Source organism: Sphingobium scionense, assembly GCF_014197035.1.
Taxonomy (GTDB): domain Bacteria; phylum Pseudomonadota; class Alphaproteobacteria; order Sphingomonadales; family Sphingomonadaceae; genus Sphingobium; species Sphingobium scionense.
On the sequence record NZ_JACIEU010000040.1, the window covers coordinates 1 to 19,053 of the forward strand.

31 protein-coding genes are annotated in these 19,053 nt (G+C 62.1%); 3 read left to right on the top strand and 28 right to left on the bottom strand.

Translation table 11 applies throughout. The features are described 5' to 3' along the window. Nucleotides 1-175 precede the first annotated feature (175 nt). The 9 genes from GGQ90_RS26100 to GGQ90_RS26140 form a co-directional block, all read right to left on the bottom strand. Nucleotides 176-1,219, bottom strand: coding sequence for a relaxase/mobilization nuclease domain-containing protein (locus tag GGQ90_RS26100; RefSeq protein WP_054590666.1), 1,044 nt, complete (start codon nucleotides 1,217-1,219; stop codon nucleotides 176-178). Beyond that, nucleotides 1,206-1,757, bottom strand: a complete 552-nt coding sequence (gene mobC, locus GGQ90_RS26105) for a plasmid mobilization relaxosome protein MobC (protein ID WP_021245545.1) — start codon at nucleotides 1,755-1,757, stop codon at nucleotides 1,206-1,208. The genes GGQ90_RS26100 and mobC overlap by 14 nt, the downstream gene beginning before the upstream one ends. A 191-nt stretch (nucleotides 1,758-1,948) precedes the next feature. After that, nucleotides 1,949-2,974, bottom strand: coding sequence for a ParB/RepB/Spo0J family partition protein (locus GGQ90_RS26110; protein WP_030540877.1), 1,026 nt, complete (start codon nucleotides 2,972-2,974; stop codon nucleotides 1,949-1,951). Next, nucleotides 2,971-3,729, bottom strand: a complete 759-nt coding sequence (locus tag GGQ90_RS26115; protein WP_030540876.1) for a ParA family protein — start codon at nucleotides 3,727-3,729, stop codon at nucleotides 2,971-2,973. The genes GGQ90_RS26110 and GGQ90_RS26115 overlap by 4 nt, the downstream gene beginning before the upstream one ends. Before the next feature lie 30 nt (nucleotides 3,730-3,759). After that, nucleotides 3,760-4,107: a hypothetical protein gene (locus GGQ90_RS26120; protein ID WP_228168057.1), complete on the bottom strand. Its 348-nt coding sequence runs from the start codon at nucleotides 4,105-4,107 to the stop codon at nucleotides 3,760-3,762. A gap of 9 nt (nucleotides 4,108-4,116) precedes the next feature. Continuing rightward, nucleotides 4,117-4,368, bottom strand: coding sequence for a helix-turn-helix transcriptional regulator (locus GGQ90_RS26125; protein WP_059153604.1), 252 nt, complete (start codon nucleotides 4,366-4,368; stop codon nucleotides 4,117-4,119). 108 nt (nucleotides 4,369-4,476) lie between these two features. After that, nucleotides 4,477-4,791, bottom strand: a complete 315-nt coding sequence (locus tag GGQ90_RS26130; RefSeq protein ID WP_030540874.1) for a single-stranded DNA-binding protein — start codon at nucleotides 4,789-4,791, stop codon at nucleotides 4,477-4,479. Nucleotides 4,792-5,184: 393 nt separating this feature from the next. Then, entirely contained in the window at nucleotides 5,185-5,877 is a 693-nt protein-coding gene (locus GGQ90_RS26135; protein WP_030540873.1) for a recombinase family protein, read from the bottom strand. Continuing rightward, nucleotides 5,867-6,625 (bottom strand): sigma factor-like helix-turn-helix DNA-binding protein, encoded by a 759-nt coding sequence (locus GGQ90_RS26140; RefSeq protein ID WP_051768229.1) that lies wholly within the window; start codon nucleotides 6,623-6,625, stop codon nucleotides 5,867-5,869. Before GGQ90_RS26140 ends, GGQ90_RS26135 begins: the two co-directional genes overlap by 11 nt. Before the next feature lie 161 nt (nucleotides 6,626-6,786). On the opposite strand from GGQ90_RS26140, the gene GGQ90_RS26145 reads away from it, so the two are divergent. Together GGQ90_RS26145 and GGQ90_RS26150 are read left to right on the top strand one after the other, a co-directional pair. Then, on the top strand, nucleotides 6,787-7,008 hold the full coding sequence (locus tag GGQ90_RS26145; protein ID WP_228223105.1) for a helix-turn-helix domain-containing protein: 222 nt from the start codon (nucleotides 6,787-6,789) through the stop codon (nucleotides 7,006-7,008). Nucleotides 7,009-7,040: 32 nt separating this feature from the next. After that, nucleotides 7,041-7,301, top strand: coding sequence for a hypothetical protein (locus GGQ90_RS26150; protein WP_228223103.1), 261 nt, complete (start codon nucleotides 7,041-7,043; stop codon nucleotides 7,299-7,301). A gap of 51 nt (nucleotides 7,302-7,352) precedes the next feature. On the opposite strand, the gene GGQ90_RS26155 is transcribed toward GGQ90_RS26150, so the two are convergent. From GGQ90_RS26155 to GGQ90_RS29135, 13 genes are all read right to left on the bottom strand, one after another. Next, nucleotides 7,353-7,613 carry a hypothetical protein gene (locus tag GGQ90_RS26155; RefSeq protein WP_030540871.1) on the bottom strand — a complete coding sequence of 87 codons (261 nt, stop codon included), beginning with the start codon at nucleotides 7,611-7,613 and terminating at the stop codon, nucleotides 7,353-7,355. Between the two features lie 871 nt (nucleotides 7,614-8,484). After that, a complete protein-coding gene (locus tag GGQ90_RS26160; RefSeq protein ID WP_188084363.1) occupies nucleotides 8,485-8,697 on the bottom strand; it encodes a hypothetical protein in 213 nt (70 codons plus the stop codon). Further along, the gene (locus GGQ90_RS26165) at nucleotides 8,694-8,957 is read right to left on the bottom strand and encodes a hypothetical protein (protein WP_037471423.1); all 264 of its coding nucleotides are present in this window, start codon (nucleotides 8,955-8,957) and stop codon (nucleotides 8,694-8,696) included. The genes GGQ90_RS26160 and GGQ90_RS26165 overlap by 4 nt, the downstream gene beginning before the upstream one ends. A gap of 62 nt (nucleotides 8,958-9,019) precedes the next feature. Further along, complete coding sequence (locus tag GGQ90_RS26170) at nucleotides 9,020-9,241, bottom strand: hypothetical protein (protein ID WP_004213291.1); 222 nt, start codon at nucleotides 9,239-9,241, stop codon at nucleotides 9,020-9,022. Between the two features lie 297 nt (nucleotides 9,242-9,538). Next, nucleotides 9,539-9,856 carry a hypothetical protein gene (locus tag GGQ90_RS26175; RefSeq protein ID WP_006953908.1) on the bottom strand — a complete coding sequence of 106 codons (318 nt, stop codon included), beginning with the start codon at nucleotides 9,854-9,856 and terminating at the stop codon, nucleotides 9,539-9,541. Between the two features lie 221 nt (nucleotides 9,857-10,077). Next, entirely contained in the window at nucleotides 10,078-10,335 is a 258-nt protein-coding gene (locus tag GGQ90_RS26180) for a hypothetical protein (protein ID WP_008831892.1), read from the bottom strand. A gap of 253 nt (nucleotides 10,336-10,588) precedes the next feature. Then, a complete protein-coding gene (locus tag GGQ90_RS26185; RefSeq protein ID WP_030541642.1) occupies nucleotides 10,589-11,209 on the bottom strand; it encodes a DUF6884 domain-containing protein in 621 nt (206 codons plus the stop codon). 11 nt (nucleotides 11,210-11,220) lie between these two features. Next, a complete protein-coding gene (locus GGQ90_RS26190) occupies nucleotides 11,221-12,030 on the bottom strand; it encodes a hypothetical protein (RefSeq protein ID WP_008831890.1) in 810 nt (269 codons plus the stop codon). Continuing rightward, the gene (locus GGQ90_RS26195; protein WP_030541643.1) at nucleotides 12,027-12,275 is read right to left on the bottom strand and encodes a hypothetical protein; all 249 of its coding nucleotides are present in this window, start codon (nucleotides 12,273-12,275) and stop codon (nucleotides 12,027-12,029) included. The genes GGQ90_RS26190 and GGQ90_RS26195 overlap by 4 nt, the downstream gene beginning before the upstream one ends. A 316-nt stretch (nucleotides 12,276-12,591) precedes the next feature. After that, a complete protein-coding gene (locus tag GGQ90_RS26200) occupies nucleotides 12,592-14,043 on the bottom strand; it encodes a DUF4942 domain-containing protein (RefSeq protein WP_246428453.1) in 1,452 nt (483 codons plus the stop codon). Between the two features lie 2 nt (nucleotides 14,044-14,045). After that, a complete protein-coding gene (locus GGQ90_RS26205; RefSeq protein WP_008831823.1) occupies nucleotides 14,046-14,306 on the bottom strand; it encodes a hypothetical protein in 261 nt (86 codons plus the stop codon). A gap of 117 nt (nucleotides 14,307-14,423) precedes the next feature. Then, nucleotides 14,424-14,570 (bottom strand): hypothetical protein, encoded by a 147-nt coding sequence (locus tag GGQ90_RS26210; RefSeq protein ID WP_021223025.1) that lies wholly within the window; start codon nucleotides 14,568-14,570, stop codon nucleotides 14,424-14,426. Between the two features lie 134 nt (nucleotides 14,571-14,704). After that, nucleotides 14,705-14,941: a hypothetical protein gene (locus GGQ90_RS29135; protein ID WP_008831822.1), complete on the bottom strand. Its 237-nt coding sequence runs from the start codon at nucleotides 14,939-14,941 to the stop codon at nucleotides 14,705-14,707. 537 nt (nucleotides 14,942-15,478) lie between these two features. Between GGQ90_RS29135 and GGQ90_RS26215 the strand changes: the two genes are divergently transcribed. Further along, on the top strand, nucleotides 15,479-15,697 hold the full coding sequence (locus tag GGQ90_RS26215; RefSeq protein WP_237230251.1) for a hypothetical protein: 219 nt from the start codon (nucleotides 15,479-15,481) through the stop codon (nucleotides 15,695-15,697). Between the two features lie 41 nt (nucleotides 15,698-15,738). Here GGQ90_RS26215 and GGQ90_RS26220 read toward each other — a convergent pair whose 3' ends face one another. From GGQ90_RS26220 to GGQ90_RS26245, 6 genes are all read right to left on the bottom strand, one after another. After that, nucleotides 15,739-16,272 (bottom strand): hypothetical protein, encoded by a 534-nt coding sequence (locus tag GGQ90_RS26220; protein ID WP_037520606.1) that lies wholly within the window; start codon nucleotides 16,270-16,272, stop codon nucleotides 15,739-15,741. After that, complete coding sequence (locus tag GGQ90_RS26225; protein WP_020819821.1) at nucleotides 16,269-16,469, bottom strand: hypothetical protein; 201 nt, start codon at nucleotides 16,467-16,469, stop codon at nucleotides 16,269-16,271. Before GGQ90_RS26225 ends, GGQ90_RS26220 begins: the two co-directional genes overlap by 4 nt. A 21-nt stretch (nucleotides 16,470-16,490) precedes the next feature. After that, entirely contained in the window at nucleotides 16,491-16,757 is a 267-nt protein-coding gene (locus GGQ90_RS26230; RefSeq protein ID WP_008831641.1) for a hypothetical protein, read from the bottom strand. Then, the gene (locus tag GGQ90_RS26235; RefSeq protein ID WP_030541545.1) at nucleotides 16,754-17,041 is read right to left on the bottom strand and encodes a hypothetical protein; all 288 of its coding nucleotides are present in this window, start codon (nucleotides 17,039-17,041) and stop codon (nucleotides 16,754-16,756) included. The genes GGQ90_RS26230 and GGQ90_RS26235 overlap by 4 nt, the downstream gene beginning before the upstream one ends. Before the next feature lie 11 nt (nucleotides 17,042-17,052). Further along, on the bottom strand, nucleotides 17,053-17,442 hold the full coding sequence (locus GGQ90_RS26240; RefSeq protein ID WP_008831643.1) for a DUF3768 domain-containing protein: 390 nt from the start codon (nucleotides 17,440-17,442) through the stop codon (nucleotides 17,053-17,055). Between the two features lie 328 nt (nucleotides 17,443-17,770). After that, nucleotides 17,771-19,051 carry a Fic/DOC family protein gene (locus GGQ90_RS26245; protein WP_188084365.1) on the bottom strand — a complete coding sequence of 427 codons (1,281 nt, stop codon included), beginning with the start codon at nucleotides 19,049-19,051 and terminating at the stop codon, nucleotides 17,771-17,773. Nucleotides 19,052-19,053: the final 2 nt, after the last annotated feature.

Below are 19,053 nucleotides of genomic sequence, written 5' to 3' on the forward strand. Positions count from 1 at the left end.
CGATCTCGATACCCGTTCGCATGCCGCATCGTCGCACGGCACCGAAAGAATGGGAATCCCTCAAGCGGACTCATTCGTTCCGATCAATCCACTAGTCGCGCAGAAGGCGGTATCAGACGCCTTGGTCGCTTTGGAACGCGCAAACAGCGTTGGCTGGACCAAGCACGGCCAGTAACTATCGTCCTGGCCCTTCCCGCGAACGATCGCGGTTCCTAGATCGTTCGCTCTGCCGCTTCCGCTCCATCGCGGCTACCGATCGCTCATGAATTGTAGGCGTTCGCCCTGCCCCCACAAATTGCCGCACCTGGTCGGCAAGCTGGCGGTCAGCTGGATCGCTGCTTGCCTCAAGGCGCTTGGCGGCGGCTAGATAGCGGTGTTGCGTCTCATTCCATGCCTGCCGCCCGCGCACCACGAAATCCGGAGCGGTGGACCGCCCCGCCAGCTGGTCTCGCGCGGCCGCAGTGATCTTCTGATTGGCAAACGGTGCAGGTGCGGTGCCGGCCATGTAGCGCTGCCGCATCCGATTCAGGGCCATGCTTTGACCAGCTCGGCCGACACCGCGCGCTGCGCGAGGCGTTGCCTCGGCAGTAACCCCCCTCGCCCGCAATTCCTCGGCAAAGCGCTCCCGGTAATGATGCAGCGTTTGAGGTCGCGGGTTGAAGCGTTTCCCCGTGTCACCGCGCGCTGCAACCGTCACATGCACGTGAGGCCGTGGTGTGTCCGTATGCAGCGCCAGGACGTAATCCCACTCATGCCCGATCTCGCTCCGCGCGACTTCGCGCACCGCTGAAAGAACCTTGTCGGGGTCTGTGCCTGCCGGCATCGAAAAAACCATGCTCACGGCGGCTACGGTAGAATTGTCACGCCAATAGACAGGATCGCCCCAATCGCGCGCCAGCGCCGCCCGATCTTCCTTGTCAGTCAGAATGTCGCCATCGCGCGTTTCAAGCGGCACATCGCCTTTTCGGCCGATATAGTCGAAATGCGCAGCCGCGTGGTTCTTGCCCTTCGGCCTGCCCGTAACCTTGACCATGACCTCCGGAGCACGGCTGACAATGCGAGCAAGCCGCGCCCGGGTGCTCCCGCCCTGGCCTGCTCGCCTCGAACTAAGCGAGCGCAGCAACATGTCGGCGCCGCGCCTGTTCGGGTCGCTGGTCAGCTTTGGTTTGAACAGCGCGGCGAGCTGGCCCGCCTCAAAGCTGCTGTCAAAGTCGCTCACCGGGCACCTCCCAATAGACAAGATCGGCCTTCGTGGCTGCACCGATACCTTCGACGGCCGCGCCGATCGCCGCGCGCAGGTCGTTGACCTTATGCAGCTCGCCGGCGATCTCCGCTGCATTGTCCGCCAGCGCCATCTTGTTCGCCGCTCGGGCGATCTGATTCACGTTGCGGCCAATGCGCTGTAACGCCTGACGGCAATTCAACAGCTCTTCGCGCAACTCGCGATCGACAGGCGCGGCAATGCCGATGTGTCGCCGCACAAGAGCCATCGCCCAGGTCGCCGGGGTCATGCGGCGCTCCTTTGCGCGATGGCGGATCACGGCCAGTTCGGTTTCGGTGGGCCGAAGATAAAGGCGGTGCTCGCCAGCGGCCTCGCGGTCGGCAACAGGCGCGGCCTCGATGGCCGCCCCGGACTGCCTGAGCACCGCGTCAACCAGCTGACGCATGAAGGGGCCGCGCCCTCCCCTCGTCTGCGCGAGCGCGTCGATCTTTGCGAGCTTGGCCGCCTCGATCTTGAAGCCCAGCGTCTTTTCCATGTGGGGTAGGTATCTCCCAACCGTGAAGCGCGATCCGATAGGATTGAGCGTATCGGTTAACATTAGCCGCCGCAAGGCTTATCCTGCCATACAGTAGATACCTACCCCACAAACAAAAAGCGGTGGCAACTGCCACCGCTTCAAAATTCCACGCCGCCTCAATGCTGAGTGAACGTGGACGGTAAAAGCTATCAGAAGTCGAAGGTTTGGGGCGCAGCCTCGCCGTCGAACCGAACCGTGACCTGGCCGCTGAGAACAATCCCGCGACGGCCCTGAATGATGATGGCCGGTGCGTCGTTGGCCTCTTTCGGCTGACGGGGGGTGCGCGGCTTGTGATCGGAACGCTCGGCAAGCGCAGCGCCCTCCCCTTCCCGCTCGTCGTCGCCGGCATCCAGTTCGGGCCGCTCCCGACGCTCATCTGCTGCACTGGTGGCAGCTGCCACCGGCGCGCGCGATTCTTGGGGCAGCGCTGAATCGTCATTCGGTTTAGCGGCGCCGGCCTGAGCGCTCTCTTCATCGGGACCGCCTTGGAGCGTGGCAAGAAACTGCTCGCAGGCGGCGGCTGTCGGATTTTCATTCGTGACCACGAAATTGCGCGTGGCCTTCTCGTCCAGCTCGATCGCGTGTTTGATGGCGACGGCGGCGCGCGGAGAACAATTCTTCAACGCGGCAAGAATGTCCTCGGGCAAGGTGCGCAGCGAGTAGAGGCGCTTCACTTCCGAATGCGGCTTGGCGATGCGCGCGGCTAGATCCTTTGTCGAAAGCGTGTCACTGACGCGGCTCGCGATGAAACTGACGCGCTCGGCCAGACTTAGGGCTTGGCGTTGTTCGTTCTCAAGAAACTGGTCGAGGCCAATATCGCGTTCGGCGTCGGCCTGATCCAGAACGGTGTCGATCTGGTCGAAACCAAGCTGGCGGCACGCGCGGTAGCGCCGCTCGCCGTATCGGATGATGTAGCGGCCGTTCGATGTTGGCGCGACGACGATGGGTTGCAGCAAGCCGCGGTCCTTGATGGTCGCGGCCAGTGCATCAATCTCGGCCTGGTCGAACTCCCGGCGAACCTGCGCGGGGTCTGGATCAATGTCAGCGAGCGGAAGGCGCTGAAACCGCCCAGCTGCCTTGAACTCGGTATTCGCGGGGACGGCCGAAAAATCCATCGCGTCCATATCGAAGTCGGCAAAGCTCTTCTTCGCCGGTTTGACAGCTGCCTTGCTCATGCGGCTTCCCTCTCAGCTTGATCGACAATGTAGGAGACGACTTCGCGCAGGACCGGCGCGCTGCGGCGCGTATCCTTGGCAAGTCGCCACACGGGAATTTCGAGAAGGGCCGCCTCGCGCATATGCTCGCGGTGCGGGATGGTATGCGGGACAACATTGGCGGGTAGCGCCTGCCCGATCCGCTCCATGAGCATTTTAGACACTTCACTCGTCGTCTGCACACGATTGAACACGATCCCGAAGCGGGTTTCGTTGCCCTCCCCCCGAACCTTATTGGCAAGGCTGATGCTTTGCGAAATCTCGTTGAGCGATTGCCGTGCGGTTTTGTCGGGGTCTAAAGGCACCGCGACATAATCGGATGCGATCAGCGCCATAAGGTTGCGGCCATCCCAAGCCGGGGCCGTGTCGATCACGCAATAGTCGTAGTGCTTGGCAAGGCCGGCACGAATGGCGCGAACATAGGCGGCGATGTGCTGGCCCTGCTGCGGGCCGTCAGTCGTCAGTTCGACCACTTGCCTCGTGTTCTTGAAGCAAGCCAGCGCCGGAGGTTCCTCGCCGGGGGCGAAGTCGAGTATCGACTGAACCGGCCCGATCTGCTCGAACTCGGCTTTCAGCATTCCGGCACTGTGGCATTGCTTGTCCAGGTCAAGGACCACGACACGCTTGCCCTGCTCGGCCAGATGCCACGCGATATGACAGGTAAGCATGGTCTTGCCGATGCCACCGCGCTCATTAGTCACTACGATTGTTCGCATTGAGAATCCCTTCAATGGCTGCGCCACGGGCTACTTGTGCCAGCGGTTATGGGCGGCGCTATTTCCCGATCCGAAGCGATACTGCGACTGCATATACCATGGGTTCGGATCGTCATTCAGGTGAAGGCCCTTGCGCTTGCGACGCGGGCTGGTTGGTTCGGTCGGTGGATCTTTGCCGAAGATAGCCGCCAGCACGAAAGCTGCGACCACGGCCACGCCCCACCAGCCAAAGGCAGCGTGGGCCAGCGTGGCGACAATAAGAGCCACGATCAGCATGAGCGCGCCAGCTGCGATCAGCAGGATAAGCCACGCCAAAAGCATAGCCGTCCGTAGCGCGCTTGCTGCACGCCGGAGTTTGCTGACGATCTGACGGCGCATAGTGACCTCCTAAGCTGTGCGGCTCTCGCCTCGATCGGAGCCGATCAGCTTAGGGAAAGGCTGCTCCCTAAAGATGTTCGGCACTTGAGTTCGCAGTGCGTGGGACATTCGGAGCGCCGTTATCAAAGTGGCGTCCTGCCTGCCGTTCTCGATGGCGGCGACTGTTTCAGGTGAGACGTGAATCCTCGCCGCCAGCTCGGATTGCGTAAGTCCGGCAGCGATGCGCAAGCTCGCTACACGATTGAACAGTTTGGCCGCCACAGATGCCTCGCAAAATTAGACCCTATTATCGTTAGGGTCTATGAGAGGCATTGTCCACAAAAAAGGGCGGCCGCTAGGCCGCCCGTCTTATGGGGAAAGGGAGGGGGCTTAATCAGCCCCGCCCCTCGTCAGGATGCCCAGCCCCTCAGCGATCAGGTCCACCGAGTAGCGGGTTTCGCCATTGCTCTCGTAGCTGTTCTGGCGGACCCGTCCGGTGATGTGAACCAGGTCGCCCTTGCCCAGATCAGCGGCGCGCTCTGCCAGCTGGCGGAAGAACGTCACACGGTTCCAGTGCGTATCGGTCTTCCATTCATCGCCATCCTTGCGGTTGTAGTTCGCGGCGACGGAAACGTGGGTGACTTTATCGGTCGTATCGACACTGCCAACGCGGCCGATGATCCGAAATTCAGCGATGTTCTGCATGGTAGTCTCCTTTGGATAAGCGTTGCTGACGGATTTTTTGCGGCGGAGCTGAGCCACGCGGGCAAGCTGAAAATGGGAGGGTCCGCTTGCGGAAACCCAAGGCCGAAGGCCGGTTTTCTGCTTGCCCGCATTAGTGGCGATGCGCAGTTCGTATCCGTCAGACAGCAACGCCCAAAGGAAACCGCCCGAGTAGATGCAGCAATTTGGACTGGCGGTGGTGGCAGCTGCCACCGGCCATTGGCGCCCATAGGTCGCTGCGCTCGATCGGCATGGGGGCGATTGGAAAACCCTGTCGCGGCTCCGCCGCTCTTTCCCTGGCTGGCAGTCCGTTGACGCGGGCAGGGGACTGCCGGTGGCAGCTGCCACCGGCGCGAAGCCGAACAGAAAGGGCAATCAGCGTTTCCGCTCACGGTGATTTCGCTGAGGGCTGGGTTCTTGCACCTGGGCGGCGCGATGCGCCGCCCATACTCGCTTGACTGTGCTGCGGTCGCAATCGGCCAGCTCTGCCGTTTTGGCAATGCTCTTGCCCGCCTCGCGCAATGCCACAATGCGGGCGTGCGTTGCCCGATCGCCTTTGCGCCCTCCGCTGCGACCTGCGGCTTTTGCCAAGGCGATACCCTGGCGCTGTCGCTCGCGGCGATCGGTGTAATCGTCGTGGGCCATCTGTAAGGCGATCTTCAAGAGCATCGCCTGAACAGATTCGAGCACGATGCGGGCGATGCCATCGGCATCGGCCGCGAGGTCGGACAGGTCCACGACGCCGGGAATGGCAAGTCGCGCGCCTCGCGCACGAATTGTCTCAACCAGCTGCTCAGCCTCGGTCAAGGGGAGACGACTTATCCGGTCGATCTTCTCCGCGATCACTACTTCGCCGGGTTGAAGATCGGCAATCATGCGCAAAAGCTCGGGGCGGTCGGCGCGGGCACCCGATGCCTTCTCTCGATAGACCGCCGCGACATAGTAGCCTGCGGCCTTTGCTTCGCCCACGATCGCGTCTTGGCGACGCAAATCCTGCGCGTCGGTGCTGACGCGCAGATAGACGCGGGCAATCTGTGGGGCAGGGGAAGGAACGTTCTCAGTCAGCAAGGTCAGGCCCCTCGGGCGGCGATGAGCGAAGCTTGGCAATGCCTGCGTCCGCTTGTGCGATTTCAATTCCGCACTGGCGCGCTCTTGCGCGCAATCGCTCAAGCTCAGAATTGCGGGGGAGAAACATGCGAATGACCCGGTTCCGTCCTTCTAGCGCGATTATGCGCTGCGCAAGATAAGCCGCCTCATCATTCAAGGCCTGGTGCTGTTCCTCCGCCTTGCGTAGCTGGCGCTCCCACGCTCGCTTTCGAGCTTTCGCGCGCCGCCTTTCATCGCGGTGTCGAGCATCAATCCTTTTTTGGTCCTGCTCTCTGGCCGCTGCTTCGGCCGCGCTAGCGGCAACTTCCTCTTCCCGCGCCCTATCAGCATTTCGCTTCGCAATGAGCGCATCGAGCACGGCCGCGTCCGTGCCGAGATTGTTCATCACCCATCGCATCCGTCTGTAGGCCTTTGCTTCGATCTGTCCGATCGAACCAGGCGAAAGCCCCACCACACTTGCCACTGTTCGCTGCGTTTGCGCTTCCCCCTCGGGACCACCAATCCTTAGGCGCACAATTTGCTCTTCTCGCGGTTCGAGAGTTGCTAGCAGTTTGTCCATAATGTGAGGATCGTTGATCCGCTCGATCGCGCTGCCGCCGAGGCTATCAGCCGAAGCCGTTGCGCTATGGTTCGCCGTCTTGGCAAGCTTCGCATTAAACAGCGCGATCGGTGACTGCATGTTCATTATCCCATGTTCCAGCACGAACATGGCGCACAATCTATACCATCTGCGCTAGGCGCGAAAGCCATGGCGCAAATAGCTTCTAGAGCAACCCTATTGCGCCATGCTGCCCGTGCCGACATTCTGCGCCTAGCCAGAAGGACGCGAACACGATGCCAACCATATACCTGAAACGAACATCGCCGTTGATGGCCCAGCTAGGGGCCAACATCGCTCGCGAACTAAAGAAACTAGGCATAACTCAAGGGGAGTTGTCCGAACGCTCGGGCGTTGCGGCGTCACATATTTCATACATGGTGCGCGGACATGGTAATCCAACGCTTGCTACCTTGGAGAGCCTTGCCGATGTTTTCGGATTATCGGTTGTCGAATTATTGGCAGCGGATAGCACTTCCCGCGATAAGTCCTGAAAGGCAGTCGCTTAATTTGATCGGAACAATCTATGTCCAGTAACCCGCCCCGCGAATTTGACCGACTGCTACAAGATGCGCCGCTGGTGCGGGCAATGGGGGGAGCACTCTCGATGTTTGCCACGCTGCTTGCGCGCCAAGGCATTGTCGAGGCGAGCGAGGTTGCAAACTTGCTGGGTATCTATGCGGTCGCCACAAGCGAAGTCGATAATGAAGAGGGCATGATCTTGGGATGCTGGGCAGCTATGATCCGCGACGTGGCGGAGCAACAGCGCACAGCTACTCGCAAATAACCCCGGCGCGCACGGCGCTAAGGGGCCGGTCACGGCCCTTGGCGGCGGGCGTCAGCGCGCCGCCTTGGCGGCGAGGTCGCGCAGGCCGTAGCCGTCGGTCTTGTTGCGGGCGGCGTCCGCCACCTGGCGGACGATGTGCACCATGAAGCTGCGCCGGTTGGTGCGGCTGATGCACGAGAATCCGGCCTGCAAGGCGATTGCCTGCACCTCGTCCACGGGGCGTTTGTCCAGGACGCGGTAGGCGTCGCCGAGCTTGCCGCTGCGGGTGGCTTCGACCAGGGCACGGGCTGCCGTCTCGGTGTCGTTGCTCATGGCGTGGCTCCTGTCTCGGATTGCGGGTGCGGTGGCCGGTTCCCCGGCCACCGCTGCGGGCCGCTAGGCGGCTGCGGCTAGTCAGCACGGCCACGGTGACTCCACCTGCGGGGGTCGTGGATCCTAACCCCGGCAACAACAGCTCAACGGCACGCCTGGTGGTGGTGCAGCAGAATGATGGAGCTGGTTGTAATGCAGGGAATGAAGGGGTGAGCTGTGCGGAGCATGCTACGCGGCCGCCGGCCGGAGCTGCGAACAAGGAACCCGACGCCGGCGCAACGCCGGGGTCGCGATAGGCGAACCAGGCCGCCCCGAGGGGCGGCTTCGCTTAAGCGCTTAAGTCGTGCCGGGTCGGGGCGGATCGCGTCCCTCGCAAACTAGTCCGCGCAGACGGCGACCCGGCTCATTGTCATCGGGCCTCCACCGAATCCCGGCGTCGCGCGATTGACCCAGCGAACCTTCTTGCAGCTCGTCTTGCCGGTGCGCGTTGTCGCCCTCGGACGGGCGTCGGCCGGGGCTGCGTCAGCCTGCTCGTCCAGCCATCGGTTCGCTGCGGCGGGGCCGTCCCGCAGCATCCTGCGACGATACTCGGCCTTGTTTCTAGAGAAGGCGGCTTGCCGCTCGGCCTGCGAAACCTGCCGTGACGGCGTGGTACGCGGAGGCGCCTTGGACCTTCTCTCGCCAGGCCTGTCCGTCACCATGTCCTGTTGGTGACGACGCAGTGTTTCGTCTCGAACCGAGTCGAGATGCGTGCCTAGGTAATCCTGCGCTGCTACGGGGCCAGTGGTGGCAAGTAATGCCAGGACTAGAGCGATGTTCCGCATTGAATTCTCCTGCGTGTTTCGGAAGCCACGGCGCGAAGTGCTGTGCCTTACTGCCATCGTCCGCCCTCGGTTTCAACGAACGTCTCCGGCAAGTGAAAGGCTTGCAGGGCGACGGTCAGGGCGTCTTGGACGTCCGACCATTCGACGCCATCGGGGCCGTCAAGATAGGCGCGGATCAGCAGGCGGCACGCCTGCGCGGCCTTGGACGGGTCGGGCTTGATGGTGAGCGGATTGCGACGCTCGGCGAGTGATGCGGTCACTGTCGTTCTCCTGTCTTGGGGTAGCCGTGAGCCGCTTCGATCTTCTGGGCCAGCTCGGCCAGGTGTTCGGAATCAAGTAGATCCTCGGCGCTAAGATCGGCCGCGAAAAACTCGCTTCCGCTGGGTGGCGCGCGATCGACGGCGAAAGCGGTCAGATAGGGCCGCGCCTCGTCCGTGGCGATCCAGCGCCAGAAAGCATTGCCCTGGCCGAATAAACCGCTCTCGAACATATCGAGCCGTGCTTGTGCGAAGTCGGTCAATTTGCGTCTCCTGACAATCAGGCGGTTCGGCAAAAAAAGGGAGGCCGAAGCCTCCCTTTGTCTTACTGGAACAGTTTGATGAAAGCGGGCGCGAGGCCGATGACTGCGAGGACGAAACCGACGCTGCCGATGACCCAAGTTTGTGCCGTCAGCTTGCTTTCGATTCCCTTGTTCGCCTCCTGAACCTTCACGGCGATATACTCCTCAATAGCCTCTACAACTTCCGCTGCGGCGTCGTCGGACAGATTAGCCGCTTTCAGTGCTCTAAACAATTTGATGTGCATCCGGTTCTCCTTCTCGTTGGTGACGGGAGACACCCGGCATGGGCACCGGCGCCGGCTGTCAGGGACCGCGAAGCGGCCGCGTTAGCGGGCGGTGGGGGAGCCGATTTGCGCAGCAAATTGGGGGAACCGCCGATCCTTGAAAGCTGGCGCGCACCCATGCCAAAATGCCACGACACACAGAGAGAAGAGATTGCGCGGGGCGGGGTTCGATGCCCCGCCCCGCGCTCTGCATGGCACCGAGATCATCGGTTTCGCCCAGCGGGCGAAAGGGGGCGGGGTTAGCCCGCCCCTCCGGCGTCAGCCGGATTGGCCGCGCTTCGCCTTGGCCGCCAGCACGACCGCGACGACTTGCGGATAGACGCATTCGCCGCGCTCGATGTTGCGGATGCCGGGGCCGTCGAGCACGTCCTTTATACGGTCCTCGATGATCTGGCCCAGCTCGGCCGCAACCGCCTCGATGTCAGCACTCGTCTTGCCGATAAACATCGGGTCTTTCGGCCACATGCTTTCCGCGTCGAAATGATCCTTATCGTTCAACGCGGTCGCCAGCGCCTCGATCGCAGCATTTCCAAGCGCACGCTCGAAAGCCAGCTGAGCGAACAGACGATGAGACATAACAACCTCCTTGTTGCCGGAATTGGCAAGGCCAAGGGGAGGGCAGCGCCGGGTCGGGTCAGGGACCGCGAAGCGGCCGCGCTAGCGGGCGGTGGGGGAGCCGATTTGCGCAGCAAATTGGGGGAACCGCCGATCCTTGATGCGGCCTGGTGCAGCCCTCATGCTAGGAAGACACTGACGGGGGGATTTAACAAACTAACGCCCGCCCATCGAGCGGACCTTCACCCTGCGCCGTCTCGCGCCCGAACGATCGCGCTGTATTCCAGCAGCGTTTGCCGGACATTCTCATCATCCACCACATTGAGCGCATGGCCGGTGGCCGATGCCTGATCCGTCCGCATTTCGAGCCAAGCGATCCGCGCCGCGTTCGGCGCTACGCAACCATGCTCGAGCGCGATCTGCTCACTGTAACCGGCGATAACGTCGTTGATGGCCTCAAGGGCCGCCTCATAGGCGATGGCCTGATCTTGGGTCCACAAGGGCGCTGTCGGTGAGAGGGCAGTCACCTTGCCATATAGAGAGGGCAACTGGTCTCCCGGCAAGCGCAAACTACGCCATTTGCGCTTGCCGAGAGTGGGCGGCCCTACCGGGGGGCTTGGGCCGTTGCTGGGCCTATAATCCTCAAACTCACAACGCCAAATGGCGTTGGATAGATTGAAAGGGCGGCGCGACAAACAGATGCCCCCAAGCGCATCGTGCGAAGTTGCGCATGGACCGCGACAATTCTCGCTCTCAGTTGTCGCTCAACCAAGCGAGCTGCTGACCGATTCCAAGCCCCTCCATCGGAACCGATGCGCGCCGTTCGATCTGCGGCCAAAGGGGATCGCGATAGTTGCGGCCTGCGAGAACGATCAGCGGCGCGGCGGCGTCGATCTGCTCGGCCATTGCTTCGATCACGCGCGCGCCCCAAAGGCGGCGCGCGCCTGCCTTCATCGCGCCTAGCGTTTCGTCATAGGGCGCGATGACGGTTTCCGGGGCGATCAGGCCATGCTTTGCTGACAGGATGAACCATGCGCCGCCCTGTCGTTCGACATAGGCACGGGCCTTCTGGAACCATGGCGATGCGTAAAGATCGCGCGCCGGGGCGGGGCGGTCCAGCTTCGCAGCAACGCAAGCGACAAGGAAAACCGGAGACGGGGACGGGGGAGGGTCGATGACAGACGGCGGCGCTGCCTCAAGATCGGCAATGACGGTGCAGCGGCCCCATTTCTGCAATTGGCGCTGCCATCCTTTCGGCGGTCCTTGGCGCTCGGCAACGTGGCTAAGGGTCGGTCCACCGAACAAGTCGGGTTGCTCCCCGATGCGCTGCACCGGGGGAACGTAGCGAGGTTCGCGGATGCAATGGCGGGCCATGCTCGATCCCCTCAAAAGGCGAAAGCGGTCTGGCCGCTCGCCTCGGTAAAGCTGGCGCTATCGCCTGCCGCGTAACGGTCGCGGCCCATGGGGGACCATTGCAGATGCCCGGAACGGTCATAGGAAAACCAACCATCCTCGATCCCGATGATGAAAGACCATGCCTTATCCTCGGCGCAAGGTCCGTGAAGATTGATCGGCCAATGCTCGGCCCCGCGTTCCTGCTGGCAGGGCGACGGCGCGGAAAAGCTGCGAAGCAACGCGGCGCGGTCGGTCGGCTCGGTAGCTCCCATTTCCCGCATGATCTGGCGGGCCTCGACGGTGCTGATGTGGCCGCTCGCCTTCCTGTCGGCGTGGTCCGAATAGCGAAGGCCATAGACAACGGCATTGAAGATATTGCGCGGCTCGGTGAACTCCTGCGTGGCGAGCAATTCGCGCCATTTCCCGGCGCTGATAAGGTCCACCGCATGATGCCAGAGCGAATGAACGCGGTTGCTGTAGCCGTGGCGGTTCGTCACGCCATCGCGGGCGATCTCGATCCCTAGCGCACGCTCGACGTGTTGCACGAAAGGATGGGCGGCAAGCAAAGGATGGCGAAGGCCGATCTTGCGCGGCTCGTCCTGCTCTGCGCGGATGACCTCGATGGGGAACTGAAACAGGCGCGACGGCAGATTCCACGGCGCGGAAAGGGGAAAGTCGCGGGGCACATCAAGCGCCCCGTTAATGTCCAGCACAAAGCCGTTTGGCGCGAAGCCTGCGGCAATGATCTGGTCGCCCAGCTGGTCGGCCTGCGCGGTGCGTATCGCGGCGGCGGCGCTCATGCGCTCAACTCCGCATAGGTGGCGCTGCACTCGTAGCGGATCGCATCGCCATCCCACATAGGACCGCAAACGCCCTTGAATTTCGGTGCGCCCTGCAACTCAGGCCGCTGGCTCGGATTGCTGTCGTAACCGCTGCATTGAAGCCCCTCGACCGCTGCCCGGCTGACGATGGTTTCAAAGGTCGCGCCCTCGATCTCGATCCGGTCAAAGTCCTGCTCGGTCTGGCGGTAGATACGGATTTTCATGGGCTTTCCCTTCCTAATTGAGCCGAAGGCGATGACGGGTCATCGACTTCTGCCGAAAGCGGGCGACGCTGGGCCGGGGAATGCCGCAAACGGGGCCGATCAGGGGGGAGGGGGATCACCCGCCCTGCACGGAGCGCAGCGAAGGAAGGGCGGGGAAACCCGCCTGGTCGCCAAGCGGAGCCGCGCAGCGGCGGAGACGGTCTAGCCCTTGCGGCAGGGGGCAGGAACAGGCCCCAAACGCGACAAATCAGCGCGGCGGCTTGCCGCCTCAATCTGCGCCAGGACAGGCGGTGGCAGCTGCCACCGCCTGCACCGATCAACCCGGCTTGCGGATCGCAAGCAAAACAGTGTTCACGTTGGTTCCGGCGTGGGCGAAAGAACCGGGGGGAAGGTCGATCCATTTGCGACCGTGGAAATAGATCGCCTCGCAACCAGCGATCATGCGGTGTAGCGCCTTGTGGCGCTGATCCTCGCCATACTCTGCCCGCGCGCTCATGATTGCCACCAGCACGCCTCCCGGTTTGAGAAAGGCGAGGGCATGGCGCACATGGTCACAGTCGCGGCCTCGATCAAAAGGCGGGTTCATTATCACCGCGTCGAACGGTGCGTAATGGGCCGGGTCCAATGCGAGAAAATCGCCCTCGATCGCATCGGCAAAGCCGTGGATTACGCGTAGTTCGTGGGCGAAGCCGGGTTGCAGCTCCACGCAAGTTACATCGGCACCAGCGATGCGCGCGGCCGAAGCAAGCGCGGCCTTTCCCGCGCTAGGCTCTAGAACGCGCTGGCCTGTGCTGATCCTCGCATGTTCGATGACCTGGGCGGCGATCTCCGGGGAAGTCATGAACGCGCCGAAGTTCTTAGCGGGCGTGATATGATAGGCCGGGGCCGCTTCTGCCTCGGTCGTCTCATAGCCATCACCGATAGCCTCGCCGTAATATTCCGCGAGCAACAGATTCACGCTCTGCAGAAGGTCGTCACGCTCGAACCATATGTGCAGATTCCCATTCTTGAAGACGCGAACGCGGAAATAGTCGCCCTCGATCACGGTTGGCAGCGATCCGCGCACGCGTGCCGAATCGGCAACCTGTGAGGCGATGCTGTGGCCCTCTGAAACCGGGGGCTTTTCGTCCAGTTCCAGAAAGACGCGCTCCACGTCCCGCAACGTGTCGCGGCGCTCGTAGCGGTCCCATGATCCCCATTCGTTCAAGGCGCGGTCGATGATGAGACGCGCGCCGATCTTGAAACCGTTGTGCGAGCGAAAGCGGCGATCCAGCTTGGCGAAGACGTTGGCGATGCCGCGCAAATAAAGGTCGCGCCGGTTGGTCCAGATATTCCCGAAAGTGGCGGCGCAGTTGTCGGGCGTGAACGGCACGGGATCATCGCGCAAGCCGTCATGAAACTCCTTGCGGGCCTGCTGATCTAGCAGCTGGTCAAAACCCAGCTGCTCCATGAGGGCCGCCCAGCACCGGCGGTCCATCGTGTGCGTCAAGACGCGCTCGAAATTGTCGCGTGCGTCGATGGTCTTGCGCGCTCCCGTCTCCTTGTCGCGCTGGTCGATAGGCTGCGACTGGATAAAAGCGCGGGTCAACGTGTCCTCGGTCCAGTCGCGGCCACATGACAGCGACAGTGCGCCGCCAAGGGTCAGGCGGGCCGCCTCGTCGCGGGTTGCATGGTAGGTGTCATAGAGGCTGAGCCAAAGGGCTATGGCCTTGTCTCGGCCGTCGCAAATATCCGCGATCTGCGCGGGCGTCATAAGCTCCTGGCCCATGTTCACGCCCCCCCGACAATAAGAGCACCAAAGCCGAAGCCCTCGGCGGCGTCCTCGATGGTGGTCACAAGGCCGTCAAAATCTTCCTCCGGCCCTAGTAGGTCGGCAATCTCGATGACAGCGGGAAGGTCAGCGCCATGATTTTCGGCAAGGTCTTTGATGTAGCCAAAGCGGTCGAAATTGCCCTCTTCCTCATAGCGAGTGAGCGGGATGGTGCGGGCGGCGTTGATCCGAAGAATTGTGGCCAGCGGAATGTCGGTCATGTGCTGTTTTCCCTGCCTAGAATGGAGCCGAAGGCGATGACGGGTCATCGAATTCTGCCCAGCGGCGAGCAGGGCCGGGGAATGCCGCAAATCAGGGCCGATCAGGGGGGAGGGGAATCACCCGTCCTGCACGGAGCGAAGCGAAGGAAGGGCGGGGAAACCCGCCTGATCGCCAAGCGAGGCCGCATAGCGGCCGAGACGGTCCAGCCCTTGCGGCAGGGGGCAGGAACAGGCCCCGAAGTCGAACAGCGGGCGCGGCGGCATTGCCGCCTCAATCTAGGAAAAGCGCCCGCCAGGTCATAGCATAGCGGCGACCTAGCGGGCGCTGCGGCATGTCGCCGGCGACATGCCCAACGGATAGCGCCGGAAGCATCCGAGTAATCGGATCCTCCGTCAGTTTAATTGCCCGAGCGGTTGCGCGACACGTCCGCATAAGGTTTGCGGCGGCACTGGCTGCACCGAAGCCGCGCGATGAGTTCGTATATGCGGGTATCGAAAGAAATGCGGCGTGAGCGGGCGAAGTCGCCCAGCGGGGCGACGACGCGGCGACCGCAAGCGCACTGGATGCGCAGATAGCAGCCTTGCCGATACCAGATAGGATCAATGGGCTTGGGGCGGTTGTAGTTCGCGGCCATTGGGCGCTTATGCGCCAAACGGAACAGGAGGGGAACGCGCCGCGCGCACGCCGGTTATTGGATTGGCAAGGGAAAAGGGCTATATAGGCAATGCTTCGTGTGCTGATTCATTTCACGCACCTACCTGAACCCGCCGTGCTGTCACACGGCGGGTTCAAACTTTTAGGGCGGGCGGCCCTGTCAGACCACCCGCCCCGCTGGATCAGCCCTTATCGGACTTCCCCAGCTTCACAATTGCAATCACGAGCGCGACGGCTGCGATCGTCAATTGAGCTGCTTCATATGCTGTCAAATCACATCACCTCCTTTGAGCGAGAGGATTTGCGAAAGGCCGCTGTCACAGTCCTTCGCCCTCGCTCGATGAAGGCTATACAACGGATTGACGACACTGCGCGCGAAACGCTCTTCACATTTTCGTGAAGCCATTGGATGATCGCCGGCGACCGTTGATGAAAAGGGGAAGCTATGGGCCTCGTATCGCAGGTTAGCGCCGATGACCGGGAAAGCGCATGGCGAATAGTCCGTCATCGCGAAATCATGGAACGACTGATTCCGCTTTGGGCCGTGCTCGGCGTTGCGCTGGTGTTGATGGGCGTGGACCTGGGCGGGCGTCTGCTGTGGACGCTGCCGATGATCGGATATGTCTTTGGGGTGATGGCGGTCGATCACGGCCCTGATTACCGCGCCGCGAATTATTGGGTGCCGGTCCTGGGAAGCCAAGCGGCGGCGCTGCTGCCTCTCATCACCAAATTCTAGATCTCTCTGGAGCGGTGGCAGCTGCCACCGCTCCACGCGCGTCAAGCTCTGCCCTCGAAGCGGGCGATCAGCTGCTCCGCTACGGAAGCAATTTCGGCGGGGTCGGCGGTTTGAGTGCAATCGCCGCCTACAACAGCGCCGAGCGTGCCGCCGTCCAGTTGGACAACGTGGACACGCCACACGTCGCGCCGGAGTTCGTATTGATCGGGAAGCGGCCTCTGCATGATTTCATGAAACACTAGGTCAACCCATTGGCGCGCGTCCGGATCGGAAGACGCATCGGCGTAGTCGGCGCGGCTCGCCATGACGCTGTATCGGTCGCCTAGCATGAATTGGCGTTCGCGCGCGCGCCGGTCCTGCTCGATCCGCGTTACGCGATCTTTTTCCGCCCGCTTCATCGCCTGTTTCATCCGAACATCGTCGGCGCTGCGCGTCAGCGCCGCCATGATGTTGGGGACGCGCGCGGGCATATAATGCCCCGCGCGCTCGGCCGCCTCGATCACAAATTGCAAATCGCTGATCTCGGTAGGCGAGAGGGTGACGCGAACGGCGCTCGCCGTGTTGCTGATTTTCATGGCTGCGGCTCCGGCTCTTCTTTCGCCTTGTAGGCGGCAAGGCCGATCCATGATCCGTTGTCGCCGCGAAACTGGCGCACAACATCGCCGCCGTCCCAATGGCCGGTGAAGATGCCGCGCCGGTTGATGCCGCCGACGGGGCGCGTGCGCGCCGCCAGAAGGCGGGCGCGGCGCGTGTCTCGATCTAGGTGGCGCATGGGTTGCATGGTCAATCCTTCCTATTCGCTGGCGGTGTCGAGGTTTGTGCCGATCTCGTCGGCGTCGAAGTCTTCAAGGGCTGAAATCGCGCTTTCCAGTTCGGAAACTGCGGCGTCCATCGCCTGCGCACGTTCGCTGTCCTCAAGGCTGGGTGGTAGATTCTCGCGGGCGGCCTGTTCGTCATCCTTGACGGTTTCAAGCATGTCGCGCGCCTCATCCAACAGGGCTTTGCCCTTGTCGATCAGCACGCGGGCGGCGGCGATCTGCTTGCGGCGTTCGCGGTTCATGCCTCTGCCCTCACGTCGCCGCTGTCGATCTGGAATCCTGCGCGGGCCAGCTCGTCACAAAGGGCGTGCTGCCTCTCTTCGCGGGTGCCGCTGGTGGCGATATAGCTGCATCGCCCCCAATGGAACGCGAAGCCTGCACGTTTCAGGCATCCGCGAAACCGCTGGTGGGTGCGGTCGCTCCAATCCAGTGTGCCCGCATAGTTGCGGAAAGCGGCGACGGCGCAGACGGAACCATAATTCTCATCACGCCAGCTAAGCTCGATAACCGGGGGCGATTTGGTCATGATGGCCTCCCTCAATATTCACTGGTTAGGAGAATGGTGAGCACGCGGGTTGTGGCATCGGGATTCCACGGTTCGGCGCTGCCAAATTCAAGATCGCGGTCGTAATAGTCGAACTTCCACATGACCGAGAGGGCTGGGCGCGTGCTGTCGTCAGTCCAGCGGGTATGCCATTGGCCGATCACATCACGATAAAGGAAACCGGCGTCATGCTCGCCGTGCGGGTCGTTGTCGGGTGTGAAATCCTCAAAGCCCTCGATCATCTTGAGAATGTCGGACTGCGTGTTCTCGTCCAGCGCCGCGATGCCTTGCGTAATCACGGTGCGACAAGTCACACCCATCGTTCGCCGCGCAATGTCGTTCAGCGCCGCGATGGTGGCGATCTGGTCAGTTGTCGCTTCCATTTTCCTCACTCCTTTAGGCGAAGCCGCTGCCTGCGGCCTGCGGCTCTGACCCGCTGGCGAAGCGCGGGATGGGGAGGGGGAAGCAAAATCGATGGGAGTGGTGCGGGCGGCGCGTCTAGGGAGGCCCCGGCGCGCGCGAGCGCGCCGGAACTGGCCGAACTTGTCGAGCAACCCGGTCCTGTCGATTATGCTTCGGGAACGAAAGGGCGGGTGCCCTTGGTGTTCCCCCCGGTGGCAACTGCCACCACTGACGGGGCGCGGCCCTGGGCCGCTCGATCCTATGTGGCAGCTGACAGACTACTAGGCGCGCGGCCCTGGCCGCTCATTTTCAGCGCTCGCGGTCCTTTGATTTCTCGGCCGCCTGTGTCGGTGATTTGCCTTCGCGCAATGTTGCGGCGACATGCACCTTTGCGCTTTCGACGATCTGCGCCAGCTGTTCCTTCGATGCGCCGCGCTCGGTAGCTGTGGCGACGCGCTTATCAATGGCCAGCTGGAATTGCGCGAACCTGGCATCGGCCCGGTTCTGCTCAGGCGAGTTTTTCTCGAATTGCGCGGCAAGGCGTAGATCAACCTGACTGACGCCGGGAGGCATGACTTGCAGACGTAGCACGCGATCGGCGGCCTGAATGTCGCGGTCGGTCATTTTCGAAAGGAAATCAGCAGTGCCCGCGCTGATGGCGCGGACTCGTTGCAGCGGGTCCATGCCCTCGGACCAACTGACTTCGATTTGATGATAGCGGCGCTGTTCGATCAGTTGAAGGTGGTGCATCGGCCCTTTGGGATCACGGAAAAAGGCGAGTTCCTGCGCAGAACGGGCGGCTAGCTGGCGCATGTCAGCGGACGTTTCCGCGATCCGGTTAAGCTGCTCATACTGCCGCGACGCAACGGTTTGCGCAGTAGGTAAGTAACGGCTGATCTGATCCTTGGCTTGCTCGATGCTCATAGCGCGCCGTTCGCCAGCTGGCATGAGAGATTCCATCGAGGGCGGAAACGCGATGCCCGCTGGCCCGCGCGCTGGCTCGACGCGGCTCTGTTCGAGGGGCATGGCATCACGGATAACTTTGGCGAGGGAGGCGTGATTTCCGGTATGGAAGCTATCGCGGCTCGCCTCCATCCAGTCCTTCGGCCCCATTGCCTGGATCGAGACGAATTTTTCGGCCGCAAGGGAATGTAGCTGCAAGTGCAGCCGCATGGTACGACCATTGCCCTCACGGAACGGATGAACGGCATTTAATTCGGAGATATGCCGTCCCATGGTATCGGCAAAGCGATCACGATCCATCGACTTGAGGGTTTGGAGGTCGGGCAGCTGCTTAAATTCGTGCTCCATGCTGCGGGCAATGAAGTGCGCTCGCGCAAAAGTGCTGCCGGGTTTGCTTATGTCCACAGTCCGAAAGCGCCCCGCCCAATCATATACATCCTGAAACAGATGATTGTGCAGTTCGCGATACTCGCGCGCATTCGTCGCCGGCATGGCGCGCTGCACAATCAGCTCGCCATGCCGGACAACCGAGAAGAAAGCTTCTCGCTCCTTGAGAATATTATCGTCGCGGATTCCCAGCTTGTTCCGAAGAACGTCGCTGTTACGCCAGGTGTAAGGGTCGCTCACCA